The organism is Paraherbaspirillum soli (assembly GCF_042654985.1).
Taxonomy (GTDB): domain Bacteria; phylum Pseudomonadota; class Gammaproteobacteria; order Burkholderiales; family Burkholderiaceae_D; genus Paraherbaspirillum; species Paraherbaspirillum soli.
In genome coordinates, this window is record NZ_JBHSMT010000026.1 from 103699 (window position 1) to 128373 (window position 24675).

Sequence of the window (24675 nt, forward strand, 5' to 3'; positions counted from 1 at the left end):
ATTCAGGATAGCCAGGCATACAGTTGCGTGGATAGCTGGGTCAGCGCCTGCGGCAAGCGCGGACCGAAGCCGAGCAGCAGTAGCGAATCCATGCTGGCGATCACGCGACGGTTTTTTGCGGCCGGGGTCAGCGCCAGTCCGGGCGTGCTCAGCAAGTGTTCGATGCCGCCGACCGCCGCTAGTCCTTCGCTGCTGATCATCAGGATGTCGGGCGCACTGGCGACCGCGCTTTCTGCGGTCAATGGCTTGTAACCTTTGAAGCCGCCGTCCATGGCGTTGATCGCGCCGGCGTAGCGAATCATGGCGTCGGCGGCGGTGTCGCGGCCGGCCACCATTGCCTGCGTGCCGCTATGGCTGAGGATAAAAAGTACCCGCGGCGACGCATTGCCGACGGCCGCCAGGAATTGGCGGCGCTCGCGCTGCACCGTCGCCAGCGCGCTTTGCCATTCGCTATCGAAACCTTGCAGCAGGCTGTTGCCGCGCGTTTGCAGGCCGAGTGCGGCGGCCGTGCCGTGGATCTTGTCGCGCACGGTCTGCACGTCATGCCGTTCGCCCAGTTTGACGACCCGTACTCCGGCCGCGGCGATTTGTTGCAGCGTCGTCGGCGGACCGGCGTCGGCCGACGCCAGCAGCAGGTCGGGCCGCAGCGACAGCACGCCCTCGGCCGACAGCGCGCGTTGGTAGCCCATTTTGGGCAAGGCCTGGGCAGGAGCCGGATAGGTGCTGGTGGTGTCGGTGCCGATCAGCATGGTGTCGGCGCCGAGCGCATACACTACTTCGGTAATGGCGCCGCCGGCCACTGCGACCCGTTGCGGCATGGCGCGCCGTTCCGCTGTGGTTGCGCGGCCCGGCAGCGCCGTCAGCAGCAGGCCGGCGGCGCCTGCGGTCCCCGCCGCCAGCAGTGTGCGGCGGCGCGCATTGACGGCTTGGCTCATGACTGTTTCTCCGCGCTGCTTGTGCTGCTGATCGGCGGCAGGCGCATCACCGCTTCGCGCCATGCCGGCAGTTCGGCCTGGCCCGGCTTACGCACGCCGAACAACATGGCAATGGTCTGGCCGTCGCGGTCGAACAGTTCGAGCGAGCTGACTACGCCGTCGCTGGTCGGTTTGCTCACCGCCCAGCTGCTGTCGATCAAGTCTTCGCGCAGGTGCAGATTGAATGCGGGATCGAGCACATTCAGCCAGGGCCCCATCAGCTTGATGTTGCCGACCGGTCCGGAATGAATCTGGATCATGCCGGGATTGCCGACAAACACCATGATCGGCAACGCCGCAGCCGCCGTCTGTTGCAGCAGCGTGCGGGCAGCATCATTGCCGACCCGCCGCGCGCATTGCACCGGCGCCAGCCGCAGGCCTTGGGTCCGGGTCACGCCAAAATCGCGCAGCAGGCCGAAGAATTGATGGGTGTCGTGCATGCCGTTCCAGGCGGCGCGAAAGCGCTCGACGTCGATCTCGGCATCGGCCTTTTCTGCCACCGCGGGCGGCAACGCCGCAACCGTCATGCCGGGGCTTTGATCGGGGTCGCGCCAGCGAAATACCAGGCTGTCGAATGCGTCGTGGTTGCTGTGCTCGCGCAGGAATACTTTGTGTACGGCGCGGCCGTGGCGGTCATAGAACTGCAGGCTCTTTTGCGTGACCTGTTTCGCGTTGCGGGAAATTTCCTCAATCACGGCGCAAGCAAATCCCCACTGCTGGTAAAAAATCCGCAAATCGATCGCCTCGCCCAGCGCCATGCCGACCTGACCGTTGTGGCTCATGTTCTGGTAGTTGCCATCCTTTTCATGCACCGCGCTGTCGTTGCGCGTCAGCGCCAGCACCGGACCCAGCTGCGGTACTTGTTCGAACAGTTCGATGAAATTCGGAATCAGCCGGGTCGCCTCCACGCCGACGCAAGCCGCGATGGCCTCGCCTTCGGAGACGCCGATGGCTGCGGCGGCATCGCGGTTGCGCAATTGCCGTTCATTTTTTGCGCGTAAAAAATCCAAGCGCAATTGTTGCGCGTCGTTGCATATTGCCTGGGTGGACGTAAGCATGGGATCTCCTGTCAGTACTGAAATTTCAGGCCAAGGTTGAAGTTGCGGCCGGGTGCGGTATAGGCGTCTTTGACGCTGGAGCTGTCGGCCAGGCCGCGGACGTCGGACCAGTTCCAGTAGCGGCGGTCGAACAGGTTGTGGATGCCGGCGTACAAGGACACGTTTTTGTTGAAGTTGTATGCGCCGCGCAGGTCGACCACGAGCGCTGAGGGCGGCGCAAAATCGGTTTGCTTCGTCATGTCGCTGCGGCGTTTTGCCTGTTGGTAGATCAGGTCGGTCTGTCCATACCAGCGTTCGTTCGGTTCATAGCGCAGTCCGAGCACCGCCATGAACGGATTGACGCTGTCGAGCGGCTTGCTGCCATTGGCGTCGTCGCTGTGGCCCTTGGTGTAAGCCATGCCGGCCTTGATCCCGAGGCCGTTGGCGAACTGCCAGTCGAGCCGTGCTTCAGCGCCGTTGATGCGGGCACGGGCTCGGTTGACGTACTGGAAAATGAACGGATCGACGAACGGCCGGCCGCTGCCGCGCACTGTTTCCTGGGAAATGAAATTGCTGTAACGCCCACTGAAGGCGGCCATGCTGTAGCGCAGGACGGCCGCATCGGCATTCAGTTTGCCGCGCAGGCCGAGCTCGAAGGTATCGCTGGTTTCGGGTTTGAGGTCGGGGTTGCCGATGGTGGCGTAGCCGAAGACCGGATTGCCGAAGCTGTTGTTGACCTGATCCGGCGTCGGCGTGCGGAAGCCGCGCGCGTATTGCGCATAGGGCACCAGCGCGGGGCTAAGCTCAACCATCAACGCCAGCCGTGGCGACACTGCGTGGCCACTCGATTTGCTGGCTTGACCGGTAAAAGCGGGATCGTTTTGTTTCGGTGTCAGCCGGTAGCCGTCGAAGCGCACTCCCGGCATCAGGCTGACCGCGCCGTCGCGCCTGAAGCGGATTTCATCCTGGGCGAAAGCGCCGAACAGCGCGTAGTCGGTATCGGGGAAGGCCTTGTTGGGGAACGGCGCTTCGCCGGTGCCCGGTACCGTGCCGTCGCGCAGGCCGGTGATGCGGGCCGTGCTGGCATCGGCGCCGTAGACCAGCTTGTGTTGCATGCCGCCGGCAGCGAAGGCGCTTTCCGCTTGTACGGTGGCGCCTACGGTTTGTTCTCGATAAGTATTGTCGCGGCTGCGATTGGCTGCCGGCTTGCGGGTTTCGTAGGAAAACTGGTGGTTGTCGGCGTCCTGATAGTAGAGCAGCGCATGTGCCTTCTGGACGCGCAAGCCGGTAGCGTTCTTGAAGTCGTATTCGACGCTATAGCGATTGCGTTGCAGTTTGTCGTTGGCGCGCAATGCCGGCGTGGTGGACGTGACGGCCGACAGCACATCGGAATTGGTGGTTTGTTCTTGATGCGTGACGGCCAGCGTAACGGTGTCTTGCGCGCTGGCCTTGAAAACCAATTTGCCGAGCAGCGCATCGGCTCTGACTTGCTGCGGATTGGCGGTGTCGCGGTTGGGGCCGACGATATTGCGTTGGCCCTGGGTTTCAACCTGATGGCCGTTTTTGTGGCCGGCAATCAGCAGTGCTTCGAAGCGTTCGCCGCCGAACGCCGCGGTGGCGGTGGTCGAGACGCTGCCGTCGGTCGAATCGTAGGATGGCTTGATGGAAAAATAAGTCGGCTTGTTAAAAATCCGGAGCAGGTCGGATGGGTCCTTGGTGATGAAGTTGACGGCGCCGGTCAGGCCGTCGCTGCCGAACATCGACGATGCCGGACCGCGCAGGATTTCGACCCGCTTCAGCAACTCCATGTCGACATAATCGCCGCGTCCGGCTTCCAGCGGACCGAACGAGAATGCATTGGGCAGCCGGATGCCGTCTTCCATCAGCAGGATGCGATTGCCTTCCAGTCCGCGAATGTTGATGCCTTCGTTGCCGCCGCGGCCGCCGGCAGTGGCGGCCGACGCTGGCCGATAGGGACCGCGCCGCACCGTGACGCCGGGTTCGTAGCGCAGCACATCCTTGACGTCCTTGGCTTGCTGTTCCTCGATGGTGTCGGCATTGATGACCGAGATGCTGCTGGGGGTGCGCGACAATTCGGCTTCGGTACGGGTGGCGGTGACCGATATCTCATCGAGCGTGCGGCTGACGTTGTGAGCGGCCAGCAACTGAGCGCCATTTTCTGCATGGGCTGGAGAGGTAACTGATATGACGGCGAACAAACCGGCGGCTGCGCCTAATTCCGGCAGCGAGAGGCGGATCGGGTAATGCTTGTGCAAAGCGTTCTCCAAAGTCAATAACGAGTGCTTATTGGCTGGCGACGCTGAATGTGCGGCTGGCTGAAAAAGAGGGGTGAATGCCTTGTGGGTAAGGCTAGCGAGTCGAGTGGGAGTGACTATGCTTTGAATTATAAATGAGAATCATTATTATTTACAAGGGGGTTATAAATAATATGTCATGTAGCCTGGTGACGTGTTTTTAGAGCAGCCCCTAAACTAAGCCATCGAACAGGATGATTTCGACTTGCTCGCCAATGGCGACATCGCCCTGCTCGTGCGCCAGCACGATCATGCAATTGGCCTCGACCATCGAACGCAGGATGCCCGAGCCTTGCGCCCCGGTTGGCCGTACCGACCATTGCCGATTGTCGGCCTGGGTCAGGATGCCGCGCTGATATTCGGTGCGTCCCGGCTTTTTGCGGATGTTGACTGCGGAGCTGACGCGCATCAGCGGCAGTGCCGCCGCCTGCGCACCCATCATGTGCAATAGGGCATCGCGCGCGAAAAAGTAAAACGACACCATGACCGCCACCGGATTGCCGGGCAAGCCGAAAAATACCGCTCGTTTTCCATTGGATGCGATGCTGCCGAACGCCAATGGGCGACCCGGACGCATGCCGATTTTCCAGAATGCGACATCGCCCAGTTGCGCCATCATCTGTTTGGTGTGGTCGGCATCGCCGACCGACACGCCGCCGGAGGTGATGATGGCATCGGCGTTTTCGCAGGCGTTGCGAAATGCCGCTTCCAGCGCCAACGGATCGTCGCCGACCACGCCCATGTCGATGATGTCGCAGCCCAGTCGATGCAGCATGCCGTACAGGGTGTAACGGTTGGAGTCGTAGACGCAGCCGGGGTCCAGCGCTTCGCCGACCGAACGCAATTCGTCGCCGGTCGAGAAAAACGCCACCCGCAGCCGACGCTGCACCGGTACTTCGGCTATCCCCAGCGACGCCAGCAAACCGAGGTCGGCCGGCCGCAAGATGCGGCCTGTGCGCAGGGCAGGGGCGCCGGCTTGCAGATCTTCGCCCGCCAGCCGGCGATTGGCGCCGGCACTGACTGCACCGGCGGGAATGGTGACCGCAGTGCCCGGTGGCTGGTTGGCGGTACTGGTGAATTCCTGTGGAATCACGGTATCCAGTCCATCCGGCATCAGCGCGCCGGTCATGATGCGAATCGCCTGACCCGGGCCAACGGCGCCTTGATACCCACGGCCGGCGTGGGCGATGCCGATCACTTCCAGCACGGTGTCGGCATCGGGGCGCAGATCGCGGGCGTTGAACGCAAAGCCGTCCATCGCCGAATTGTCATGCGCAGGAACGTTGATCGGCGAGATGATGTCGGCCGCCAGCACGCGATCCAGCGCGCTCCTGATGGCAACTTTTTCAATGGAATCAATCGGCGTGATGTAGTCGCGGATGATGCTCTGGGCCTGGATCACCGGTACCGCTTGCGGATCATAGTCCGACATGCAGCCGGTCAATTCGGATAGGGATGGCGTGGAGGTGGCGTTATTTTTCATCATCGTTCTTGCGCGCTATGGCTTCTGCAATTCTTCTTCGGTATTGATGTTGCGGAATGCGGAATCATCGGCAAACAGGGCTTCGGTGTAATTCAGGCGGCGATACCATGTTTCCATTTTGCGGCCGCCGCTTGCCAGAAATTCGCTGAGGTCGGCCAGCAGCGTGGTTTTGAGCAGCATGAATACCGGGTGCGGCTGGATTGCGTTGTCGCTGTCGGTAATCGCGACCGCCAGATCGGCATCCGCGTTTTGCAATGCTTGCGCCAAATGTGCGACTAAATCGGTCGGTAGAAATGGCGAGTCGCACGGTGCGGTGATCAGGTAGGGTGTTGCGCAATGGCTCAGGCCGGCCTGTAGTCCGGCCAGCGGGCCGGCAAAGTCTGGCTCCCGGTCGGGCCAGACCGGGACGCCGAACTCCGCGTAGGCGCTCAGATTGCGGTTGGCGTTGATCATCAGCGATGTCACCTGCGGCGTCAGGCGGGCGATCACGTGCGCCACCATCGGCATCTGCCGGAATTGCACCAGGCCTTTGTCGATGCCACCCATCCGCGTGCCGCGGCCGCCGGCCAGGATCAGGCCGGTGACTTGCAGGTGATGGCTGTTGCTGGGTAGTTGCATCGACGGTGGACTCGGGGTGATGGCGATTTTGTTTAGGTAGCGACGGTTTTTATCCGCCGATATACGACATTTCCACTTTCTTCCGTGCCGGGGTCAATCCGGCGGTATTTTGCGTCCGCATTTCGGAATAGCGATCGTCGCGGGTGCGCCATAGCTGGCCGATAACGCTGGCGATTTCGGCGTCGCTGCATTCGCTGCGCAATAGCGCACGCAAATCGTGACCGGCGCTGGCGAACAGACAGGTGTAAAGCTTGCCTTCGGTCGATAAGCGGGCGCGCGTGCAATCGTGACAGAACGCTTGCGTGACGCTGGAGATGACACCGATTTCGCCGCCGCCATCGGTATAACGCCAGCGCTGTGCGGTTTCGCCGGTGTAGTTTGCCGCTATCGGCTGCAGCGGCAACTCGGCCTGGATCCGTTGCACGATTTCGGATGAAGGCACCACTTCGTCCATCTTCCAGCCGTTGGAGGCGCCGACGTCCATGTACTCGATAAACCGCAGGATGTAGGGCGTGTTTTTGAAGTAGCGCGCCATCGGCAGGATTTGATGATCGTTGACGCCGCGTTTGACCACCATGTTGACCTTGATCGGGCCGAGTCCGACTTGATGCGCGACATCGATCCCGTGCAACACTTCGGCGACCGGAAAGTCGGCGTCGTTCATGCGTTTGAAGATGGCTTCATCGAGCGCATCGAGCGATACGGTGACTCTTTTCAAGCCGGCGTCTTTCAACGCCTGGGCTTTTTTCGCCAATAACGAACCATTGGTGGTCAGGGTCAGATCGAGGTCTTTGCCATCCGGCGTTTTCAGCGCGCTGAGCATGCCGATCAGATTTTCGATGTGCTTGCGCAATAGCGGCTCGCCACCGGTCAGGCGGATTTTTTGCACGCCATGAGCGACGAACAAGCTGGCCAGGCGCGTCATTTCCTCAAACGACAGCAAGGCGGTTTGCGGCAGGAACGCGTAGTCCTTGTCGAACACTTCGCGCGGCATGCAATAGACACAGCGAAAATTGCAGCGATCGGTGACCGAAATGCGCAAGTCATGCAGCGGCCGCCCCAGTTGATCCGCTATCAGGCCGGTCGGCGTTTCAAGTATGGCGGGCAGGGAGGTCGGAAAAGTGCTGCGGTGGTCAATCAGCGGGATGACTTTTTTAGTCATGGTGTGGATTCATGGGTGCCAAATCTTGCATTTCTTTGATGAATTCGATCTAGACAAGATACCACGGGCGTCGTGGCTTGGCCTGTCGAGCCGCGCTATATGCAAGCACCAGACGTGACAAAGGGAGTCTGAGACTCCCTTTGCGGTATTGCCTGTGAACAAGCGACTGTCGAACGGTTTGGCTTCACTTACGTCGCCGCGCGGGCAGCGACGTCATGCCAACTTGGTTTTACGGCCGTTGTGTTTCGACCTGAACCAACGGCTCGTTGGATTGCACCGGCGCAGGTTTGCGTTCACGCGGTACGTGCGGCGCCGCCACGATTTTGGCCGTAGCTTCCTGCGCTGCACGCAGCTTGGCCGGATCGGTCGCTGCCAGAGTCAGACCAGCGGCAGCCAGCACATTTTGCAAGTCTTCGACTTGCAGCGATGCTGCCGGCTTTGCAGCTGCAACTACCGGCGCGGCGACTGGCGCCGGTGCGGCTACTACTGCTACCGGCTCTGGCGTTGCGGTCACTGCAGCAATTGCTGGTTCGCTGATGGCTGCTGCCACAGGCTCGGCTTCTACCGGCGTTACTACTACAGGCGAAACTACCACCGGTTCAGCTGCCACAGGCTCGACTACTGCCGGCTCAACTATTGCCGGTTCAGCTTTTGCTGCTGCGACTGGTGCCGAAGCTGGTTCAAGTACTACCGGGGCTGGCTCAGGAGTCGGCTCCGGCGTTGCAATAACGGCAACTTGCGGCGCTGCCGGTGCTGGCGTAGCTTCCGGCTGCGTTGCCACATGTTGCGGCTCCAATGGCGCTGCGATTGCATTCGACAGAGCGGTTGGGGCAGCCGGTGCTTCGACCGCACCTGGGGCGGCCACTTCGGTCGCCGCAGGAGTCGCTGACTGCATCATCGGAACGGCGCTTGCCACTGCAGGGGTAGCGGTTAAGACCGGTTCCGCTGCGAGTGCGGCAGTGACGGCCGGGGCGGTCGTTTCGACAGCCTCAGGCGTTTCCAAAGCATTGCCGCTTTCGTCATGCTCTGCATTTTCCGTTGCGCCTTCGGCATTGTCGCGATCGCGGCGGTTGCGGTTGCGGCCGCCACGACGGCGACGACGACGCGGCTCTTCACCTTGCTCGCCGGCTTCGCCTTCAGCGCGGGTACCGACTTGATCGGACTCGGCTGCTGTCGCTTCTGCCGCGACTACTGCAGGCGCGCCAATATCAACGACTACCGCACCCTTCAGCAAGAGTTCTTCGGCTGTCGCTTCATTGGCGACTTCCTTGCGCTCCTCGCGTGGAGGACGTGGCGGCCGTTCGGTACGCTCGCGGCGACCTTCGTTGCGGGTTTCGGACTTGGCTTCGCTCGGCTCACGCGATTCACGCGGCTCTCTTGGCTCCCGTGGCGGGCGCGGTTGACGTGGCGCTTTGACTTCCGCTACCTCGACCACCGGTTTTTTAGCTGTCTCTTCGCGTGCTTCACTTGGCACGGCGCCTTCCCGTTCCTCGCTGCGATCACGATTGCGTCCGCTGCGATTGCGTCCGCGCTGACCGCGATTGTTGCGATCGCCGCCGCGCTCGCCGCGTTCACGGTGATGCGGACCTTTGGCCTCGGTAGTTGCTACTGGTGCAATTACCGGTTCAGCCGGTTTCTTACGGAAGAAGCCCAAAATCTTGCTGAAGAAGCCTTCTTCAGCCGCGCCAGTGGTGGCCGTGCTGATCACGGAAGGGGCGGCTTCGACCGGTTTGCGTTCGACGATAGGCGCTGGCTGGTCTGGGGTGATGCCCTTGACCACCGCTTCCTGACGCGGCTTGCCTTCTTCTTTCTGACGTTTGTTGTAGCCGATGTCGGTATCCGCTTGCTCCGCCATGGTGTAGCTGGCCTGGGTTTCTTCCAGGCGCGGATCGTCGTGTTTCAGACGCTCGAGCTTGTAGTGCGGGGTTTCCAGATGCTTGTTCGGGATCAGGATGATGCCGACCCGGTGGCGGGTTTCGATCTTCAGGATTTCGCCGCGTTTTTCGTTCAGCAGGAAAGCTGCGACGTCGACCGGCGCCTGGACGTGGATGGCCGCCGAATTGTCCTTCATTGCCTCTTCCTGGATGATGCGCAGGACTTGCAATGCGGACGATTCTGTATCGCGGATGTGACCGGTGCCGTTGCAGCGCGGGCAGGTGACGTGGCTGCCTTCCGACAGCGATGGGCGCAAGCGCTGACGCGACAATTCCATCAGGCCGAAGCGTGAAATCTTGCCCATTTGGACACGGGCGCGATCGTAGCGCAGCGCATCTTTCAGGCGGGTTTCGACTTCGCGCTGGTTCTTGGAATTCTCCATGTCGATGAAGTCGATCACGATCAGACCGCCCAGATCGCGCAAACGCAACTGGCGCGCCACTTCTTCGGCGGCTTCCAGGTTGGTGTTGAAGGCGGTGGTTTCGATGTCGCCGCCGCGCGTCGCGCGCGCCGAGTTGACGTCGACCGAGACCAGTGCTTCGGTGTGGTCGATCACGATGGCGCCGCCGGACGGCAGCGGGACTGTGCGCGAATACGCGGTTTCGATCTGATGTTCGATCTGGAAGCGCGAGAACAGCGGCACGTCGTCGCGATAACGCTTGACGCGGTGCACCATGTCGGGCATCACGTGCGCCATGAATTGTTGCGCCTGGTCGTGGATTTCGTCGGTATCGATCAGGATTTCACCAATGTCCGGTTGGAAATAGTCGCGGATCGCACGGATCACGAGCGACGATTCCTGATAGATCAGGAAGGCGCCGTTGCCGGACTGGCCGGCGCCTTCGATTGCGCGCCAGAGTTGCATCAGGTAGTTCAAATCCCATTGCAGCTCGTCGACATTGCGGCCGATGCCGGCCGTGCGTGCAATGACCGACATGCCGGACGGCAGGTCGAGCTTGTCCATGGTTTCGCGCAGTTCCTGGCGATCTTCGCCTTCGACGCGACGCGATACGCCGCCGCCGCGTGGATTGTTTGGCATCAATACCAGATAACGGCCAGCCAGCGAGACGAAAGAAGTCAGGGCGGCGCCTTTATTGCCGCGCTCTTCCTTTTCGACCTGCACCATGATTTCCTGGCCTTCGCGCAGCGCATCCTTGATAGATGCGGTACGGACATCGACACCTTCTTTGAAATAGGTGCGGGCAACTTCCTTGAATGGCAAAAAGCCGTGGCGTTCTTCGCCGTAATTGACGAAACAGGCTTCCAGCGACGGCTCGATACGGGTAATCACACCTTTGTAAATATTGGACTTGCGTTGTTCGCGTCCGGTGGTTTCGATATCGATGTCGATGAGTTTTTGCCCGTCAACAATCGCCACGCGCAGTTCTTCTTGCTGCGTAGCATTAAACAACATGCGTTTCATTTTTTCGCTCCGTGACCCTTGGGTCAATTTAATGTCGCTTAATGATTGCTATTTTGCAATTCTGTCAGCGACAAAATACAGGGATGTACGCGAGAACGGAGTGTCTGGGGGGAGGGAATTGCCTTGGTGTGGCAGCGCGATGAGGGCGCTGAGGACACAACGGGGCGCGGATGTAGAGTGTTGCCAATTACCGATAAACACCAGCGCACACCGGAACAGCGTCGTGCAGTTCGCGAAACGCGAGCATGAGGCTTGTGGGTGAGTAGCTTGGTAGATCCAAATAGAACATTGGGTTCAGTAAAAAAATCAACAAATAGTTGTAAACACTACATCATCAACTGACGAGCCCATCGCGGCCATCATAACCGCGTCGGGCTCGTCAGACTTATCCTAATCATCCAAACAATCTTGTTCAGCATCTGTGCGCGCAATCCGATGACAACAACGGTGCGACCTTGACTCGCGCAGAGGTGATGCGTACACATTTTCCATCAAATTTGCAAATTGGCGAGGCTGATGGAGGCACCCCTGTGTAGAATGGTCTTTTTATTCTTACACCAACAGCTGTTTTTTAACTGCTGTGAAACAATTATATATTCAAAATGAAGGACTTAGCGAGATTTTCTGGGGAACGGCTAGAGGCGCGTTCCAAGGTGCAGCTGGAAGCTGCGCCTAAGCATAGGACGGAACTTAAGGTTCCGCGGAACACTACGACTGAGGCGCCGCAAGCGCCCTCGCAAGTCCAGCAACTGACTATATCGGAGGAGGATGCTGGGCAGCGAATCGATAACTTTTTGTTGCGTATTTGCAAAGGAGTGCCGAAGAGCCATATTTATCGCGTGGTTCGCAATGGCCAGGTGCGCGTCAATAAAGGTCGAATTGATCAAACCTATCGACTCAAGGAGGGCGATATTGTCCGCGTTCCACCGATTCGCGTTGCAGATAAGGTTATTCATGCGGTACCTGGTGCGGAATTTGAAATCTTGCTGGAAGATAATTGCATGCTGGTCATCGACAAGCCGGCTGGCGTTGCAGTGCATGGCGGCTCCGGTGTCAGTTATGGCGTGATTGAACAGCTGCGCGCGTCGCGGCCAAAAGCAAAATTCCTGGAGCTGGTCCATCGCCTGGATCGCGACACGTCCGGCCTGTTGTTGTTGGCCAAGAAACGTTCTGCGCTGACCAATCTGCACGAGCAAATGCGTGAGGGCACGACCGACAAGCGTTATCTGGTGCTGGTGCATGGCGATTGGCAGAATGCACGCCAGCATATCAAGCTGCCCCTGCATAAATACACGACTGCGGACGGCGAGCGACGAGTGCGGGTGCAGGAGGATGGTCAGGAATCGCATACGATCTTCACCCTGATTCGTCGCTATGGTGACTTTGCTCTGCTGGAGGCCGAATTGAAAACCGGTCGTACCCACCAGATACGGGTGCATCTGTCGTCTAGCGGATTTGCCATTGCCGGGGATGATAAGTACGGTGATTTTGCATTGAATCGGGACTTGCAGAAGGCGGACGGCGAGCGGATCGCGCTTAAACGCATGTTTTTGCATGCGCATCAAATCACGTTCACCCATCCTGAGACTGGCAAGCAGGTGACTCTGAACGTGCCGCTGCCGCCGGAATGCAAGGCATTTCTGAAAAGCCTGTCAAAAAATGTTGCCTTGGATAAATAAATATAGGCCGGGGCCATTAGAATAGTTACTTATTGGATTGTCGGGGCGTTTATCAAGAAGGCCAATTCCAAAGAATTTAGCGAGCGGCCCGGGATAGGGTTGTGCAGCGAGCTGCTGGAGATGGTCAACACTGAAACAAAGTATATATAAGGAGCTGGCAAGCAAATGCCAGGCAACATGGCGCGAAAGAATTTTGATTTAATCGTATTCGATTGGGATGGTACGTTGATGGACAGTACCGCCATCATTGTGAAATGCATTCAGGCCGCTGCAAAAGATCTTGGATTGGCTATTCCCGACGATAAAGCGGCGTCGCATGTCATCGGGCTCGGTCTGATGGAGGCCATGCAAACTGCATTGCCGGGATTGGATGCCGGCCTATATCCGCGTGTGGTGGAGCGCTATCGCTACCACTATTTGGCGCAGGATCAGGATTTGACCTTGTTTGAAGGCGTCCCTGAAATGCTGGCCGATTTGTCGCAGCAGGGCTATTTCCTTGCCGTCGCTACGGGCAAGAATCGGGTCGGGCTCAATCGCGCATTGCATGAGACCAAATTATTATCGGTGTTCGATGCCACGCGCTGTGCCGACGAGACTTTTTCGAAGCCGCACCCCGCGATGCTGCAAGAGCTGACCCGCGAACTGGGGCAGGATCTGAAGCGTACGGTAATGGTCGGTGACACCACCCATGATTTGCAAATGGCGATCAATGCTGGCGCGGCTGGTATCGCTGTTCAATATGGCGCTCATCCGGCCAATGAATTAGAGATGCTCAATCCCGTGTTCAGCGCCACTTCAGCGCTGCAATTGCACGCCTGGCTTAACGATAACGCCTGAAGCCGAACCGCATGGACGATACTCTTATCCTGATTTGCAGCTCAGCCGAACTGGAAGAGCGTGGCAAGGGTGTGCGTTTCCCTGTAACCGCGGACGGCGAGGATGCCATTGCATTTGTGATACGCCACAATGGCATTGTGCATGCGTACCTGAATCGTTGCGCTCACGTGTCGATGGAGTTGGACTGGAACGAGGGGGATTTTTTCGAATCCAGCCGCTTATATCTAATGTGTGCCACGCACGGTGCGATATATGAGCCGGACAGCGGCAAATGCGCAGGTGGGCCATGTCGTGGGGGCCGCTTGCGCAAGATTTTGGTGCAAGAAAGCAATAATCAGGTGTTCTGGATCCCTGACGAATATATTAGACCCGCAATGGCATGAGCTTTGCGGCAACCTTATTAACGATCCCGTGTAATTGAAACGAGTGAGCACCATGAGCAATAATGAATTTGATAATGTGGAAACAGCAATCGCCAACAAGAAAGAAGGCTGGGAGCGCGAATTGCTGGAAAAACTGGCTTTCGCTTCGCTGCGAGAGCAACGGGCGCGGCGGCGCTGGGGGATTTTCTTCAAGCTGGCGTTCTTGGCTGTCATCGGATTCGGGTTTTGGTTCGGGATGAACTATGAGGGCTCGGATACGCAGACTGTCGGCGCTCATACCGCCTTGGTCAAGATCAACGGCGCTATCGAAACGGAAGGCAATGGTTCTGCCAATGTAGTGATTCCTGCGCTTGATAATGCATTTGCCGCAGATGATTCGGTCGGCGTGATATTAAGTATTAACAGTCCCGGCGGCAGTCCGGTGCAGGCTGGCATCATCAACGACGAAATCACCCGTTTGCGTAAGGAATATCCGAATAAACCTTTGTACGTTGTGGTCGATGAAATGTGCGCGTCGGGTGGCTACTACATTGCCGCCGCCGCCGACAAGATTTACGTTAATAAAGCCAGCATTGTCGGCTCGATCGGGGTGCTGATGGATGGCTTCGGCTTTACCGGCCTGATGGAGAAGCTGGGGGTCGAGCGTCGATTGTTGACGGCTGGCGAGAACAAGGGGTTTCTCGATCCGTTTAGCCCAATGAGTTCGAGCCAAAAGGGCTATGCACAAGAAATGCTTGCCGAAATCCATCAGCAATTCATTGACGTGGTCCGCAAAGGCCGTGGTGCGCGCCTTAAAGAAAAGCCAGAAACCTTCTCGGGTCTGTTCTGGAGCGGCTCCAAAGCGGTCGAGATGGGGTTGGCAGATGGTTTTGGTACGGTGGATAGCGTCGCTCGCGACGTCTTGAAGGCGGAAGATATTGTGGATTACACCAAGAGTGAAGGCTTTCCTGAGCGCGTTCTGAAAAAATTTGGTGTTGCAATGGGGGCGGGTGCGGTGCAGTCCTTGATGGGAAGTCAACGACCGGCTCTGCATTGAACCTGCTCAAATTCCGACACTGGTATCCGATATTGTAATTTGCCTTGAATCTTCGCGATCCTGTCGTATATTTAGGTTACGTGATGAGTAGCGAACGTAGGAGGCGGTTATCGAAAGAGCACAATCGTTGGCCATTCAGTTCCTATTGTTTCGGTAGTGAAGTTGATTCCAGTGCGGCAAAATTTTAGCGTTGGAAGAGTTGTTCATCTGCCGGGCAATCTCCCGCATCGCGGATGCGGAACCGAGAAGTTTTCGACTTCTCAAAATAATGTCTTTCGAGACAGGCAAATACGGCGACGGCGCAATACCGCCGCCGTTTTGCGTTGTATGGCGCAAATTGCCTGATTTCGGGGTTATTGCCCGAGCAATAAAAACACTGTTGGCTTCTTGTGAAAATCAGGACTGTTACCTGCGGACAAAGCAGCTTTCCATCGGGCTGCGGTCTGTGTCTTGATCGACTCGGAAGGCAGTGTTAGGTCGGTCGCTACGCAAATCAATGTGGTCGGCTGGCAGGCTGTGGTCAATGCTTCTAACAGCGCGCTGTTGCGATATGGGGTTTCGATGAACAGCTGAGTTTGTTGTTCCTGCCTCGAACGCAGTTCCAATCCTTTGATACGTTTGCTGCGCTGTTCCGTATCGGTGGGAAGATAGCCATTGAAGGCAAAACTCTGGCCGTTAAGACCGCTACTCATTACTGCCAAAAGTAGCGACGATGGGCCAACCAGAGGTCTCACCTGAATGCCATGCTCGTGCGCCAGTCGCACTAAATTGGCGCCTGGATCGGCTACTGCTGGCACGCCGGCTTCTGATACCAGGCCGGCATCCTTGCCCGCTAATATCGGGGCCAGCAATGCGGGTAGTGCGGTGGCAGCGGTGTTGACATTCAACTCCGCGATGCTAATTTCCTGCAATGGCTTTGCCAATGGCTGTTCAGCATTGATCAGCTTTAGAAATGCTCGCGTAGTTTTTGCATTTTCTGCGACGAAGTAGTCGAGCCGAGCAGTGATTGCTTGGACTTCTGATGGAATGATAGCTGCCAGCGGGTTGCTTTGCCCTGCCTCCTGGCCGAGCGTGTTGGGAATCAAATACAGGATACCTGGCATGTTTGGTCTTTATTTTGTGAAAAACGGTAGTGCCGCGCGGCGCAGCATGCTGGTCAGCGCAATTAGTGGCAAGCCGGTCAATGCGGTTGGGTCGGTGCTTTCGACTCTTTCCAGAATGGCGATGCCCAAGCCCTCGTTTTTTGCGCTGCCGGCGCAGTCGTAAGGTTGCTCGATGCGCAAGTAGGCATCCAGTTCGGCATCAGGCAAGTCGCGGAAAGTGACGAAAGTTTGGATGTTTTCGACTTGAGCGGCTTCCTCCGGTTGATTTTTTCTGCCATCCCACAGGCATAACGCAGTATGGAAAATCACGCATCGGCCACGCATTTTCTGTAATTGCTTCAATGCATTCTGATGATTGCCCGGTTTGCCGATTTGCTCGCCGTCCAATGTAGCAACCTGATCCGAGCCTATTACAAGTGCATTCGGCGCAGTGAGCGCTACCGCACGTGCTTTTTCCAGCGCCAGGCGCAATGCGGTGGCTTCCGGACTCTCGCCAGGATGCGGCGCCTCGTCGATGTCGGGCACCATAATATCGAACGGGATCTGCAGGCGAGAAAGTAACTCCTTGCGATATTTGGAGCTGGAGCCGAGGATGAGGCGAGGTTGGGGCTGAAGCAATATGGGTGAAGCAGGTTGTTGCAAAGAGGGCATAGTTTGATGATTATTTGAATGATTGCTCAACAAAAGAGTGCTAACGCTTTGACGGGTAAAGGAAAAGGCTGTTATTATCGCAGGTTTTCCGGGTTCGGCTTGACTATGAGTGCTTTTGTCATCGACGCGTTTGAGTTTGCGCGCAACAAAGAGCGTCGCGAGGGTGAAATAGCAACGGCTGACTTGGGTCGTCTGGCGGATGAGTCCGCGGACCGCTCCGGCACATTGCGTTGGACCCTGGTTGGCGGCGCAGATCATTTAGGGCATTCCCAGTTGACGCTGTCGGTTGCTGGTTCAATGCAGCTCATGTGTCAACGTTGCTTGACGTCGTTTGCTTTCGAGATCAGTTCGGAGTCTGTGCTGGTACTGGCAAAAAATGAAGAAAGCGCCGATGAAATCGATGCGCTTCTTGATAACGATGAGATTGATGTCATCGTCGGCTCTAAAGCCCTGAATATTGCGGAGTTGGTTGAAGATGAGGCATTGCTGGCTTTGCCATTGTCGCCCAAGCATCCCGTCTGTCCGGATCAGTCGGCGCTCGACGCCCTAAAAAATGTCAAGGAAGTGTCGCCGTTCGCGATGTTGAAGAATTTGAAGTAACAGTAGGTTTTGATGAATTGCGGTAAGTTTGTCGCGCTAAATGTCACGGCGATTGAGTGTGATCGAAAGTAGTTTGGCATAAACGTGTGACATAAAGTGTGGCAATAAGTAGTGGATCCGCACACTCAAACGCGGTAGGAAATTCTGGTCTTTAAGTGTTGTAAGGACCGGATATGTTAAAATTTAAGATCTTAAGATTCAGGAGCTATCATGGCAGTTCAACAAAATAAAAAGACCCCATCCAAGCGCGGCATGCACCGTGCTCACGATTTTCTGGTTGCGCCTCCGCTGGCGGTTGAGCCAACTACTGGCGAAACACATCTGCGTCACCACATTAGCCCAAACGGCTTTTACCGTGGTCGCAAAGTCTTGAAGACTAAGAACGACGAGTAATCTTCTTGTTCTTGACGATGCGGATTAAAGACGGCGCGATGAGATTCTCAGTCGCGCCGTTTTCATATGCTGAAAAAATACGTCGCGTCATTTTGAATCGCGCTCAATCTGCCTCATAATGATGGCTGGAGTAGGCACTGAATCAAAACAATGACAATCAAAATTTCTATCGACTGCATGGGCGGTGATCATGGCCCATCGGTTACCGTACCTGCTGCCATTTCATTTGCCAATCGTGAACCAGAGGTCGAGTTGGTATTGGTTGGTCTCGAAGAGAAAATTCGAGCCGAACTGAAGAAGCATAAGGTTATTACGCATCCTCGTCTTTCGGTGCTGCATGCGTCTGAAGTGGTGACAATGGATGATTCCATTGAAACCGCATTGCGTCGAAAGAAAGACTCTTCAATGCGTCTGGCCATCAATTTGGTCAAAGATGGGCAAGCGCATGCTTGTGTGTCGGCTGGCAATACTGGCGCATTGATGGCAGTTTCGCGCTACCTGCTCAAGACCATCCCTGGCGTTGATCGCCCGGCGATCTGTACTATCCTCCCGAATCAAAAAGACGGCCCGACTTATATGCTCGATCTGGGTGCGAACGTCGATTGCGAGCCTGAGCATCTGCATCAATTTGCGCTGATGGGGTCGGCGCTGGTATCGGCAATGGAAGGAAAGTCGAGGCCGACGGTTGGTTTGTTGAACGTCGGCGAAGAGGATATAAAAGGCAACGAGGTGGTCAAGCATACGGCGGAGCTATTGCGTGCTGATCACGAAAAGGGCATTTTGAATTTTTACGGCAATGTCGAAGGTAACGATATTTTCGAAGGTACCACCGACATTGTTGTGTGCGATGGTTTCGTCGGTAATGTCACGCTTAAAGCTTCCGAAGGCTTGGGGCGGTTTGTGAAAAAAGTGCTGACCACCGAGTTCAAAAGCGGCATTTTGAACATGCTGGGCGCTTTAATCGCACGTGGCGCGATTAAAGCGATCTCTCGGCGTTTGAATCCATCCCGTTACAATGGCGCTAGTTTGCTCGGCTTGCGGGGGCTGGTTTTCAAGAGCCATGGCGGCGCCGATGCCTATGGTTATGAATGGGCCATTCGACGTGCATTTGATGCCGCAAAATATGATGTGTTGTCCCGTATTGCCACGACGATTGCCGATTTGATGCCGCAGGCCGAAGTCTCGGCCAAGCACGCTGAGGTGGCGGCGGGTGGAGTCGAAGGCAAAATCATTGTTAATGAATCAACCCAACAGAAAACAGCATGACTACTTATAGCAAAATTGTCGGTACCGGCAGCTATTTGCCGCCAAAACGAGTAAGCAACCAGGATCTGACTGCGCAACTGGCAGCGAAAGGGATTGAGACTTCCGATGAGTGGATTTTTTCCCGGAGCGGCATCGCGGCGCGCCATTTTGCCGAGCCGGACGTGCAATCCAGCGATCTCGCAGTCGAGGCGGCAAAACAAGCGCTGGAGATGGCAGGGATTGCGGCCAATGACATTGATTTAGTCATTGTCGCCACTTCGACCCCGGATCATTTCGGTGGTTTTCCCAGTACCGCCTGCGTGGTGCAGCAAAAGCTCGGCATCATTACCGGCGGTGCGGCATTTGACGTTCAGGCGGTGTGCAGCGGATTTGTATATGCAGTGTCGATTGCCGACAGTTTTATCAAATCCGGCGCGCACAAGAATGTACTTGTGATCGGCACCGAAGTTTTTTCGCGCATTCTCAATTTTGAAGATCGCACCACCTGTGTGTTGTTTGGCGACGGCGCCGGCGCAGTGGTGATGAGCGCATCCGAGACGCCAGGCATTTTAGCGACCAAATTGCATGCCGATGGACGTCACAAAGACCTCCTTTGCGTCCCTGGCAAAGTCAATAGCGGCATCGTAGAGGGCAGTGCTTTCCTTTACATGGACGGTCAGGCTGTATTCAAGCTGGCGGTGTCGGTATTGGAAAAGGTCGCCAACGAGGCGCTGGAAATGGCCGGCATGAAGGCTTCGGAAATCGACTGGTTGATTCCTCATCAGGCCAATATCCGCATCATGCAGAGTACCGCCCGCAAGCTCGGTCTGGAGCCGGATCGGATGGTTGTCACAGTGGATCAGCATGGCAACACATCGGCCGCTTCTATCCCGCTAGCGCTGGATAAGGCCGTGCGTGATGGTCGAGTCAAGCCAGGTCAGAACATCATGATGGAAGGTGTTGGCGGTGGTTTTACCTGGGGCGCAATTCTGGCGCGCATGTAATCAGGATGCTGATCCCGGAGCGTCGATCAGCTAAGAATCCAAGCTATTTATTTTAAAAAATTCATTTGATAAGCGATTAAACACGCATGAGCAAATTCGCATTTGTTTTTCCGGGTCAGGGTTCGCAAGCCATTGGCATGCTGAACGGGTTTGCCGATAATCCGGTGGTGAAAGAGACTGTCGCTGAGGCATCTGAGGCGCTACAGTTCGACCTCGGCAAACTGATCGCTGAAGGGCCTAAGGAAGAGCTGGATCTGACCACTAATACGCAGCCGGTAATGCTGACTGCAGCAGTGGCTTTCTATCGGGCTTGGCTGGCAGCCGGCGGCACAGTGCCCGCGTTGGTGGCAGGTCATAGCCTGGGTGAGTATTCAGCATTGGTGGCGGCTGGTGTGATTGCCTTCGCGGATGCGGTGCCGCTGGTACGCTTCCGTGCGCAAGCCATGCAACAAGCGGTGCCGGTCGGTCAAGGCGGTATGGCAGCAATTCTGGGTTTATCAGACGACGATGTGCGTGCAGCGTGTATGGCAGCGGCGCAAGGTGAAATCGTTGAAGCGGTAAACTTTAATGCGCCGGCACAGGTTGTGATCGCCGGCCATAAGGCGGCAGTCGAACGCGCCTGTGAAGCTGCTAAAGAAAAAGGTGCAAAACGCGCCTTGTCATTGCCGGTATCGGCCCCATTTCATTCTTCGTTGCTGAAGCCGGCGTCAGATCGCTTGCGTGAATATATGCAAGGATTGACGTTCGCAGCGCCGCAAATTGCACTTATCAACAATGTTGATGTAGCGATTGTTGATGATCCGGCCGGCATTAAAGATGCGTTGGTGCGGCAAGCCGCCAGTCCGGTGCGCTGGGTTGAGACGATTCAGAAAATTGCAGCGGAAGGTGTCAGCCACGTGATCGAATGCGGTCCGGGTAAAGTTCTTGCTGGCTTGACTAAGCGGATTAATGGGGATCTGATTGGCGATGCAATTGTCGATCAAGCGTCGCTGGAAAAAGTGCTGGAGGCATTGAAGTGATTTTGCAAAATTCGAACTCACAAGATTTACAAGGGCAGGTGGCGCTGGTCACAGGCGCTTCGCGTGGTATCGGTCGAGCGATTGCGCTGGAGCTGCTTGCACGGGGGGCCAAGGTTGTCGGCACGGCTACATCCGAGGCGGGCGCCGCAGCTATCACCGAATATTTGAACGCTGCTCAGCCTGATGGTGGCAAAGGTATTGTATTGAATGTGAACGATGCCGCTGGCTGTGCCGCAGCGGTCGATCTGGCGCAAAAGGAATTTGGCGGTTTGTCGATTTTGGTCAATAACGCCGGAATTACGCAGGATCAGCTGGCGATGCGGATGAAGGATGAAGAGTGGGACGCGGTCATCGCGACCAATTTGACAGCCGTCGCGCGTCTGTCGCGTGCAGTTCTGCGTGGGATGATAAAAGCCAAGCATGGTCGTATCATTAACATCACGTCGGTGGTCGGTTCCGCCGGTAATCCAGGGCAAATGAATTATGCCGCCGCCAAGGCTGGCGTTTCCGGCATGAGCAGGGCTCTGGCGCGTGAGATCGGTAGTCGCAACATTACCGTCAATTGCGTTGCCCCAGGTTTTATTGACACCGATATGACCAAAGCGCTGGGTGAGCAACAAACCGCTGCGCTACTGCAGCAGATTCCGCTGGGACGACTTGGTGCGGCCGAGGATGTCGCTGCTGCGGTCGGTTTTCTGGCATCGCCGCAAGCCGGCTATATTACCGGCACCACATTGCATGTGAACGGTGGCATGTACATGGGCTGATGAAGGGGCTATTTGTCGGGCGGTTGGTGCTGTTTTATGCGCCAAAGATGCTTACAGCCAATTCATGAGTTAAACGTAAGAAACATTTATTTGGATACTTTTGGCAGAGTTTTTTTAATTATTAAAGACTCATGTTGAAAGTAAATTTTCACTGCGCAAACCTGCTAAAATGCGCGCACTTTCTGTAACCTAATGGAGGCATCACATGTCCGATATCGAACAACGCGTTAAAAAAATCGTCGCTGAGCAACTGGGCGTCGCAGAAGCTGACATCAAGATCGAATCGTCGTTTGTTGACGATCTGGGCGCTGATTCGCTCGACACAGTTGAGTTGGTGATGGCACTGGAAGACGAATTCGAAATGGAAATTCCGGACGAGCAGGCTGAGAAGATCACTACAGTGCAGCAAGCTATCGATTATGCGAAGGCCCACGTTAAAGCGGCGTAAGCTAGCTTTGAACGTATCCAGGAGAACCTCTTGAGCCGCACACGTGAACGTCGCGTTGTGATAACTGGCCTGGGTTGCATTTCCCCGGTCGGCAATACCATTGCCGACGCATGGAGTGCAATTACCTCAGGTAAATCAGGTATCGCAACCATCACCAAGTTTGACGCCTCTGCTTTTTCCACGCATTTCGCGGGGGAAGTGAAGGGCTTCAATATCGAAGATTACATTCCTGCCAAAGAAGCCCGGCATATGGATACTTTTATCCACTATGGCATGGCGGCGGGAATGCAGGCGATGCAAGACAGCGGTCTCGAAGTGACCGAAGCCAATGCCGAGCGCATTGGCGTCATCGTTGGCTCTGGCATTGGCGGCTTGCCGCTGATTGAAGAAACGCACGCCGAACTGACCAATCGCGGTCCGCGTCGGATCAGTCCGTTTTTTATTCCAGCTTCGATTATCAATATGATCTCGGGTAATCTGTCGATCAAATATGGTCTTAAAGGACCGAATTTGGCGATCGTGACAGCTTGCACCACAGGTTTGCATTGCATCGGTGCTGCCGGTCGCATGATTCAATACGGCGATGCCGATGTCATGATCGCAGGCGGTGCTGAATCGAGCGTGTCCCCACTCGGCGTCGGCGGTTTTGCTTCAGCACGTGCATTGTCATCGCGGAATGACGATCCGGCTACCGCATCCCGTCCATGGGACAAGGACCGCGATGGTTTTGTGTTGGGTGAAGGTGCTGGTGTGCTGGTGCTCGAAGAATATGAGCATGCCAAGGCGCGTGGCGCCAAGATTTATGCGGAGCTACTCGGTTTTGGCATGAGTGGCGATGCTTATCACATTACTGCGCCTAGTCTGGATGGTCCTCGCCGTTGCGTTGCTAGCGCGTTGCGTGATGCGGGCATCAATGGTGATCAAGTGCAATATCTGAATGCGCACGGTACGTCAACGCCGCTTGGTGATAAAAACGAAACTGAAGCAATCAAGGCAGCTTTCGGAGATCACGCATACAAGTTGGTTGTGAATTCGACCAAGTCGATGACCGGTCATTTGTTGGGCGGTGCTGGTGGGCTGGAGTCGGTGTTTACTGTGTTGGCCGTGCATAATCAGGTTTCCCCGCCAACCACTAACATTTTCAACCAAGATCCTGAATGCGATCTTGATTACTGCGCTAACACAGCGCGGGACATGAAAATCGATATTGCCGTCAAAAATTCATTCGGTTTTGGCGGCACTAACGGCACCTTAATTTTTGGCAAAGTTTAGCCAACTGCGACAATGCTCGAGCTGGCGTCCAAGGATGTCAGTTCGAGAGGTGGTTTAAGGACTGCCATGTCAATTGCCATATCTGCCACGATCAAGCCTTCCAAAATATTGCTGGCAATGATAGCAATGCAATGTTTGATGGTCGCGGCAATTGGCATATTGGTCGGGGTCGGAATTGTTGGGCCCCTTACGCTTGCTGGCCGCCTTGGTCTTGCAGCGATTTGCCTGCTGGGGGCGTTGTTCGGCATAGTTCATTACTGCCGCAGCAGCCGGCCTGTCAGAATAGATATCTCTGGCACTGGTCAAATTCGGATAGCCGATATTGCCCTTAAAAGGACTGTGACAGCGTTACCAAAAATGCCGCTGGTAGCGCATTTGCTTGGAGGGTCTACACTCTGGGCGCATTTGCTGCTGCTGCGCTTCCGATTGGATGGTGGCCAAGTCAGAACAATCGCTATACTGCCTGATTGTGTTCCTGACGAAATTTTTAGAGCTTTGTCGGTAGCATGTCGCTGGATAGCTTTACGCACACATGCGGCGGATCCGGATGGGCTTGCTGATGAGTAGCGATTTCGTTGAACTTATGGCATTGCTATTCGACTGTATTCTGGTTCGTGCAGCCACAGCAAACAAACAAGGGAATGGGGATTGACGACAGAACGCGAAATTGATCAACTGCTTGTCGAACGCGTTCAGCGTGGCGATAAGAAGGCGTTCGAGCTCTTGGTTATCAAATACCAACGAAAGCTTATGCGCCTTGTGTTGCGGCTGGTTCGCGATCAGGCAGAGGCTGAGGATGTTGTGCAGGAAGCTTTTATCAAAGCTTACCGGGCGCTGCCTCAGTTTAGGGGCGATTCTGCGTTTTATACCTGGCTGTACCGGATCGGTATTAACACCGCCAAAAATTATTTGGTGACGCAAGGGCGCAGAGCGCCGACATCAACCGAAGCAAATTCAGAAGAAGCAGAAACTTTTGACGATGGCGAGCAACTAAGGGATATAAATACTCCCGAGTCTTTGCTGGCCACCAAACAGATTGCACAAACCGTGAATGTCGCGATGGAGGCTTTGCCGGCGGAATTGCGTACTGCAATTACTCTGCGCGAGATCGAGGGCTTGAGCTATGACGAAATTGCGGAGGCAATGGGATGTCCGATTGGCACAGTACGTAGTCGAATATTTAGAGCACGGGAAGCTATCGCAGATAAGTTGAGGCCGTTGTTGGGTACGGCAATCGACAAACGTTGGTAAAACAAGATAGCGGTTTTTCGGGAACGAAGGGGTTGGCCAG

General features: G+C 56.1%; 23 protein-coding genes. 14 read left to right on the forward strand and 9 right to left on the reverse strand.

All coding sequences use genetic code 11. The annotated features are described in order from the left end of the window. Window positions 1-2 precede the first annotated feature (2 nt). The 7 genes from ACFPM8_RS14340 to ACFPM8_RS14370 all read right to left on the reverse strand — a co-directional run bounded on the left by ACFPM8_RS14340 (window position 3) and on the right by ACFPM8_RS14370 (window position 10947). Window positions 3-935 carry a heme/hemin ABC transporter substrate-binding protein gene (locus ACFPM8_RS14340; RefSeq protein ID WP_378998241.1) on the reverse strand — a complete coding sequence of 311 codons (933 nt, stop codon included), beginning with the start codon at window positions 933-935 and terminating at the stop codon, window positions 3-5. After that, window positions 932-2032, reverse strand: coding sequence for a hemin-degrading factor (locus tag ACFPM8_RS14345; RefSeq protein ID WP_378998242.1), 1101 nt, complete (start codon window positions 2030-2032; stop codon window positions 932-934). The genes ACFPM8_RS14340 and ACFPM8_RS14345 overlap by 4 nt, the downstream gene beginning before the upstream one ends. 11 nt (window positions 2033-2043) lie before the next feature. Then, window positions 2044-4287 (reverse strand): TonB-dependent hemoglobin/transferrin/lactoferrin family receptor, encoded by a 2244-nt coding sequence (locus ACFPM8_RS14350; protein ID WP_378998243.1) that lies wholly within the window; start codon window positions 4285-4287, stop codon window positions 2044-2046. A 211-nt stretch (window positions 4288-4498) separates the two neighbouring features. Further along, window positions 4499-5812, reverse strand: a complete 1314-nt coding sequence (gene moeA, locus ACFPM8_RS14355) for a molybdopterin molybdotransferase MoeA (RefSeq protein ID WP_378998244.1) — start codon at window positions 5810-5812, stop codon at window positions 4499-4501. A gap of 12 nt (window positions 5813-5824) precedes the next feature. Next, complete coding sequence (gene mobA, locus ACFPM8_RS14360; RefSeq protein WP_378998245.1) at window positions 5825-6427, reverse strand: molybdenum cofactor guanylyltransferase MobA; 603 nt, start codon at window positions 6425-6427, stop codon at window positions 5825-5827. Window positions 6428-6476: 49 nt separating this feature from the next. Beyond that, window positions 6477-7589, reverse strand: coding sequence for a GTP 3',8-cyclase MoaA (moaA, locus tag ACFPM8_RS14365; protein ID WP_378998246.1), 1113 nt, complete (start codon window positions 7587-7589; stop codon window positions 6477-6479). Window positions 7590-7818: 229 nt separating this feature from the next. Beyond that, a complete protein-coding gene (locus ACFPM8_RS14370) occupies window positions 7819-10947 on the reverse strand; it encodes an Rne/Rng family ribonuclease (RefSeq protein WP_378998247.1) in 3129 nt (1042 codons plus the stop codon). 602 nt (window positions 10948-11549) lie between these two features. On the opposite strand from ACFPM8_RS14370, the gene ACFPM8_RS14375 reads away from it, so the two are divergent. The 4 genes from ACFPM8_RS14375 (at window position 11550) to ACFPM8_RS14390 (ending at window position 14882) form a co-directional block, all read left to right on the forward strand. Further along, on the forward strand, window positions 11550-12626 hold the full coding sequence (locus tag ACFPM8_RS14375) for an RluA family pseudouridine synthase (protein WP_378998248.1): 1077 nt from the start codon (window positions 11550-11552) through the stop codon (window positions 12624-12626). Window positions 12627-12803: 177 nt separating this feature from the next. Beyond that, window positions 12804-13463, forward strand: coding sequence for an HAD-IIIA family hydrolase (locus ACFPM8_RS14380; RefSeq protein ID WP_378998249.1), 660 nt, complete (start codon window positions 12804-12806; stop codon window positions 13461-13463). 11 nt (window positions 13464-13474) lie between these two features. Then, window positions 13475-13846, forward strand: coding sequence for a Rieske (2Fe-2S) protein (locus ACFPM8_RS14385; RefSeq protein WP_378998250.1), 372 nt, complete (start codon window positions 13475-13477; stop codon window positions 13844-13846). Between the two features lie 52 nt (window positions 13847-13898). Continuing rightward, on the forward strand, window positions 13899-14882 hold the full coding sequence (locus ACFPM8_RS14390; protein WP_378998251.1) for a S49 family peptidase: 984 nt from the start codon (window positions 13899-13901) through the stop codon (window positions 14880-14882). 353 nt (window positions 14883-15235) lie between these two features. Here the strand turns inward: ACFPM8_RS14390 and ACFPM8_RS14395 are convergent, their stop codons facing one another. After that, a complete protein-coding gene (locus ACFPM8_RS14395) occupies window positions 15236-15985 on the reverse strand; it encodes an SAM-dependent methyltransferase (RefSeq protein ID WP_378998252.1) in 750 nt (249 codons plus the stop codon). Between the two features lie 9 nt (window positions 15986-15994). Continuing rightward, the gene (locus ACFPM8_RS14400) at window positions 15995-16636 is read right to left on the reverse strand and encodes a Maf-like protein (protein ID WP_378998675.1); all 642 of its coding nucleotides are present in this window, start codon (window positions 16634-16636) and stop codon (window positions 15995-15997) included. Between the two features lie 105 nt (window positions 16637-16741). Here ACFPM8_RS14400 and ACFPM8_RS14405 point away from each other — a divergent pair, with 105 nt between their 5' ends. From ACFPM8_RS14405 to rpoE, 10 genes are all read left to right on the forward strand, one after another. Next, a complete protein-coding gene (locus ACFPM8_RS14405; RefSeq protein WP_378998676.1) occupies window positions 16742-17236 on the forward strand; it encodes a YceD family protein in 495 nt (164 codons plus the stop codon). 210 nt (window positions 17237-17446) lie between these two features. Continuing rightward, window positions 17447-17629, forward strand: a complete 183-nt coding sequence (gene rpmF / locus ACFPM8_RS14410; protein WP_083439269.1) for a 50S ribosomal protein L32 — start codon at window positions 17447-17449, stop codon at window positions 17627-17629. Window positions 17630-17779: 150 nt separating this feature from the next. After that, on the forward strand, window positions 17780-18895 hold the full coding sequence (gene plsX, locus ACFPM8_RS14415) for a phosphate acyltransferase PlsX (protein WP_378998253.1): 1116 nt from the start codon (window positions 17780-17782) through the stop codon (window positions 18893-18895). Further along, window positions 18892-19878 (forward strand): beta-ketoacyl-ACP synthase III, encoded by a 987-nt coding sequence (locus ACFPM8_RS14420; protein ID WP_378998254.1) that lies wholly within the window; start codon window positions 18892-18894, stop codon window positions 19876-19878. Before plsX ends, ACFPM8_RS14420 begins: the two co-directional genes overlap by 4 nt. Window positions 19879-19964: 86 nt before the next feature. Continuing rightward, on the forward strand, window positions 19965-20897 hold the full coding sequence (fabD, locus tag ACFPM8_RS14425) for an ACP S-malonyltransferase (protein ID WP_378998255.1): 933 nt from the start codon (window positions 19965-19967) through the stop codon (window positions 20895-20897). After that, a complete protein-coding gene (gene fabG, locus ACFPM8_RS14430) occupies window positions 20894-21664 on the forward strand; it encodes a 3-oxoacyl-ACP reductase FabG (RefSeq protein ID WP_378998256.1) in 771 nt (256 codons plus the stop codon). The genes fabD and fabG overlap by 4 nt, the downstream gene beginning before the upstream one ends. 205 nt (window positions 21665-21869) lie before the next feature. Next, window positions 21870-22112 (forward strand): acyl carrier protein, encoded by a 243-nt coding sequence (gene acpP / locus ACFPM8_RS14435; RefSeq protein WP_011871492.1) that lies wholly within the window; start codon window positions 21870-21872, stop codon window positions 22110-22112. 30 nt (window positions 22113-22142) lie between these two features. Next, window positions 22143-23384 carry a beta-ketoacyl-ACP synthase II gene (fabF, locus tag ACFPM8_RS14440; protein WP_378998257.1) on the forward strand — a complete coding sequence of 414 codons (1242 nt, stop codon included), beginning with the start codon at window positions 22143-22145 and terminating at the stop codon, window positions 23382-23384. A 66-nt stretch (window positions 23385-23450) separates the two neighbouring features. Next, complete coding sequence (locus ACFPM8_RS14445) at window positions 23451-23951, forward strand: YgfX family protein (RefSeq protein ID WP_378998258.1); 501 nt, start codon at window positions 23451-23453, stop codon at window positions 23949-23951. A gap of 81 nt (window positions 23952-24032) precedes the next feature. Continuing rightward, complete coding sequence (rpoE, locus tag ACFPM8_RS14450) at window positions 24033-24635, forward strand: RNA polymerase sigma factor RpoE (protein WP_378998259.1); 603 nt, start codon at window positions 24033-24035, stop codon at window positions 24633-24635. The last annotated feature ends 40 nt before the right edge of the window (window positions 24636-24675 follow it).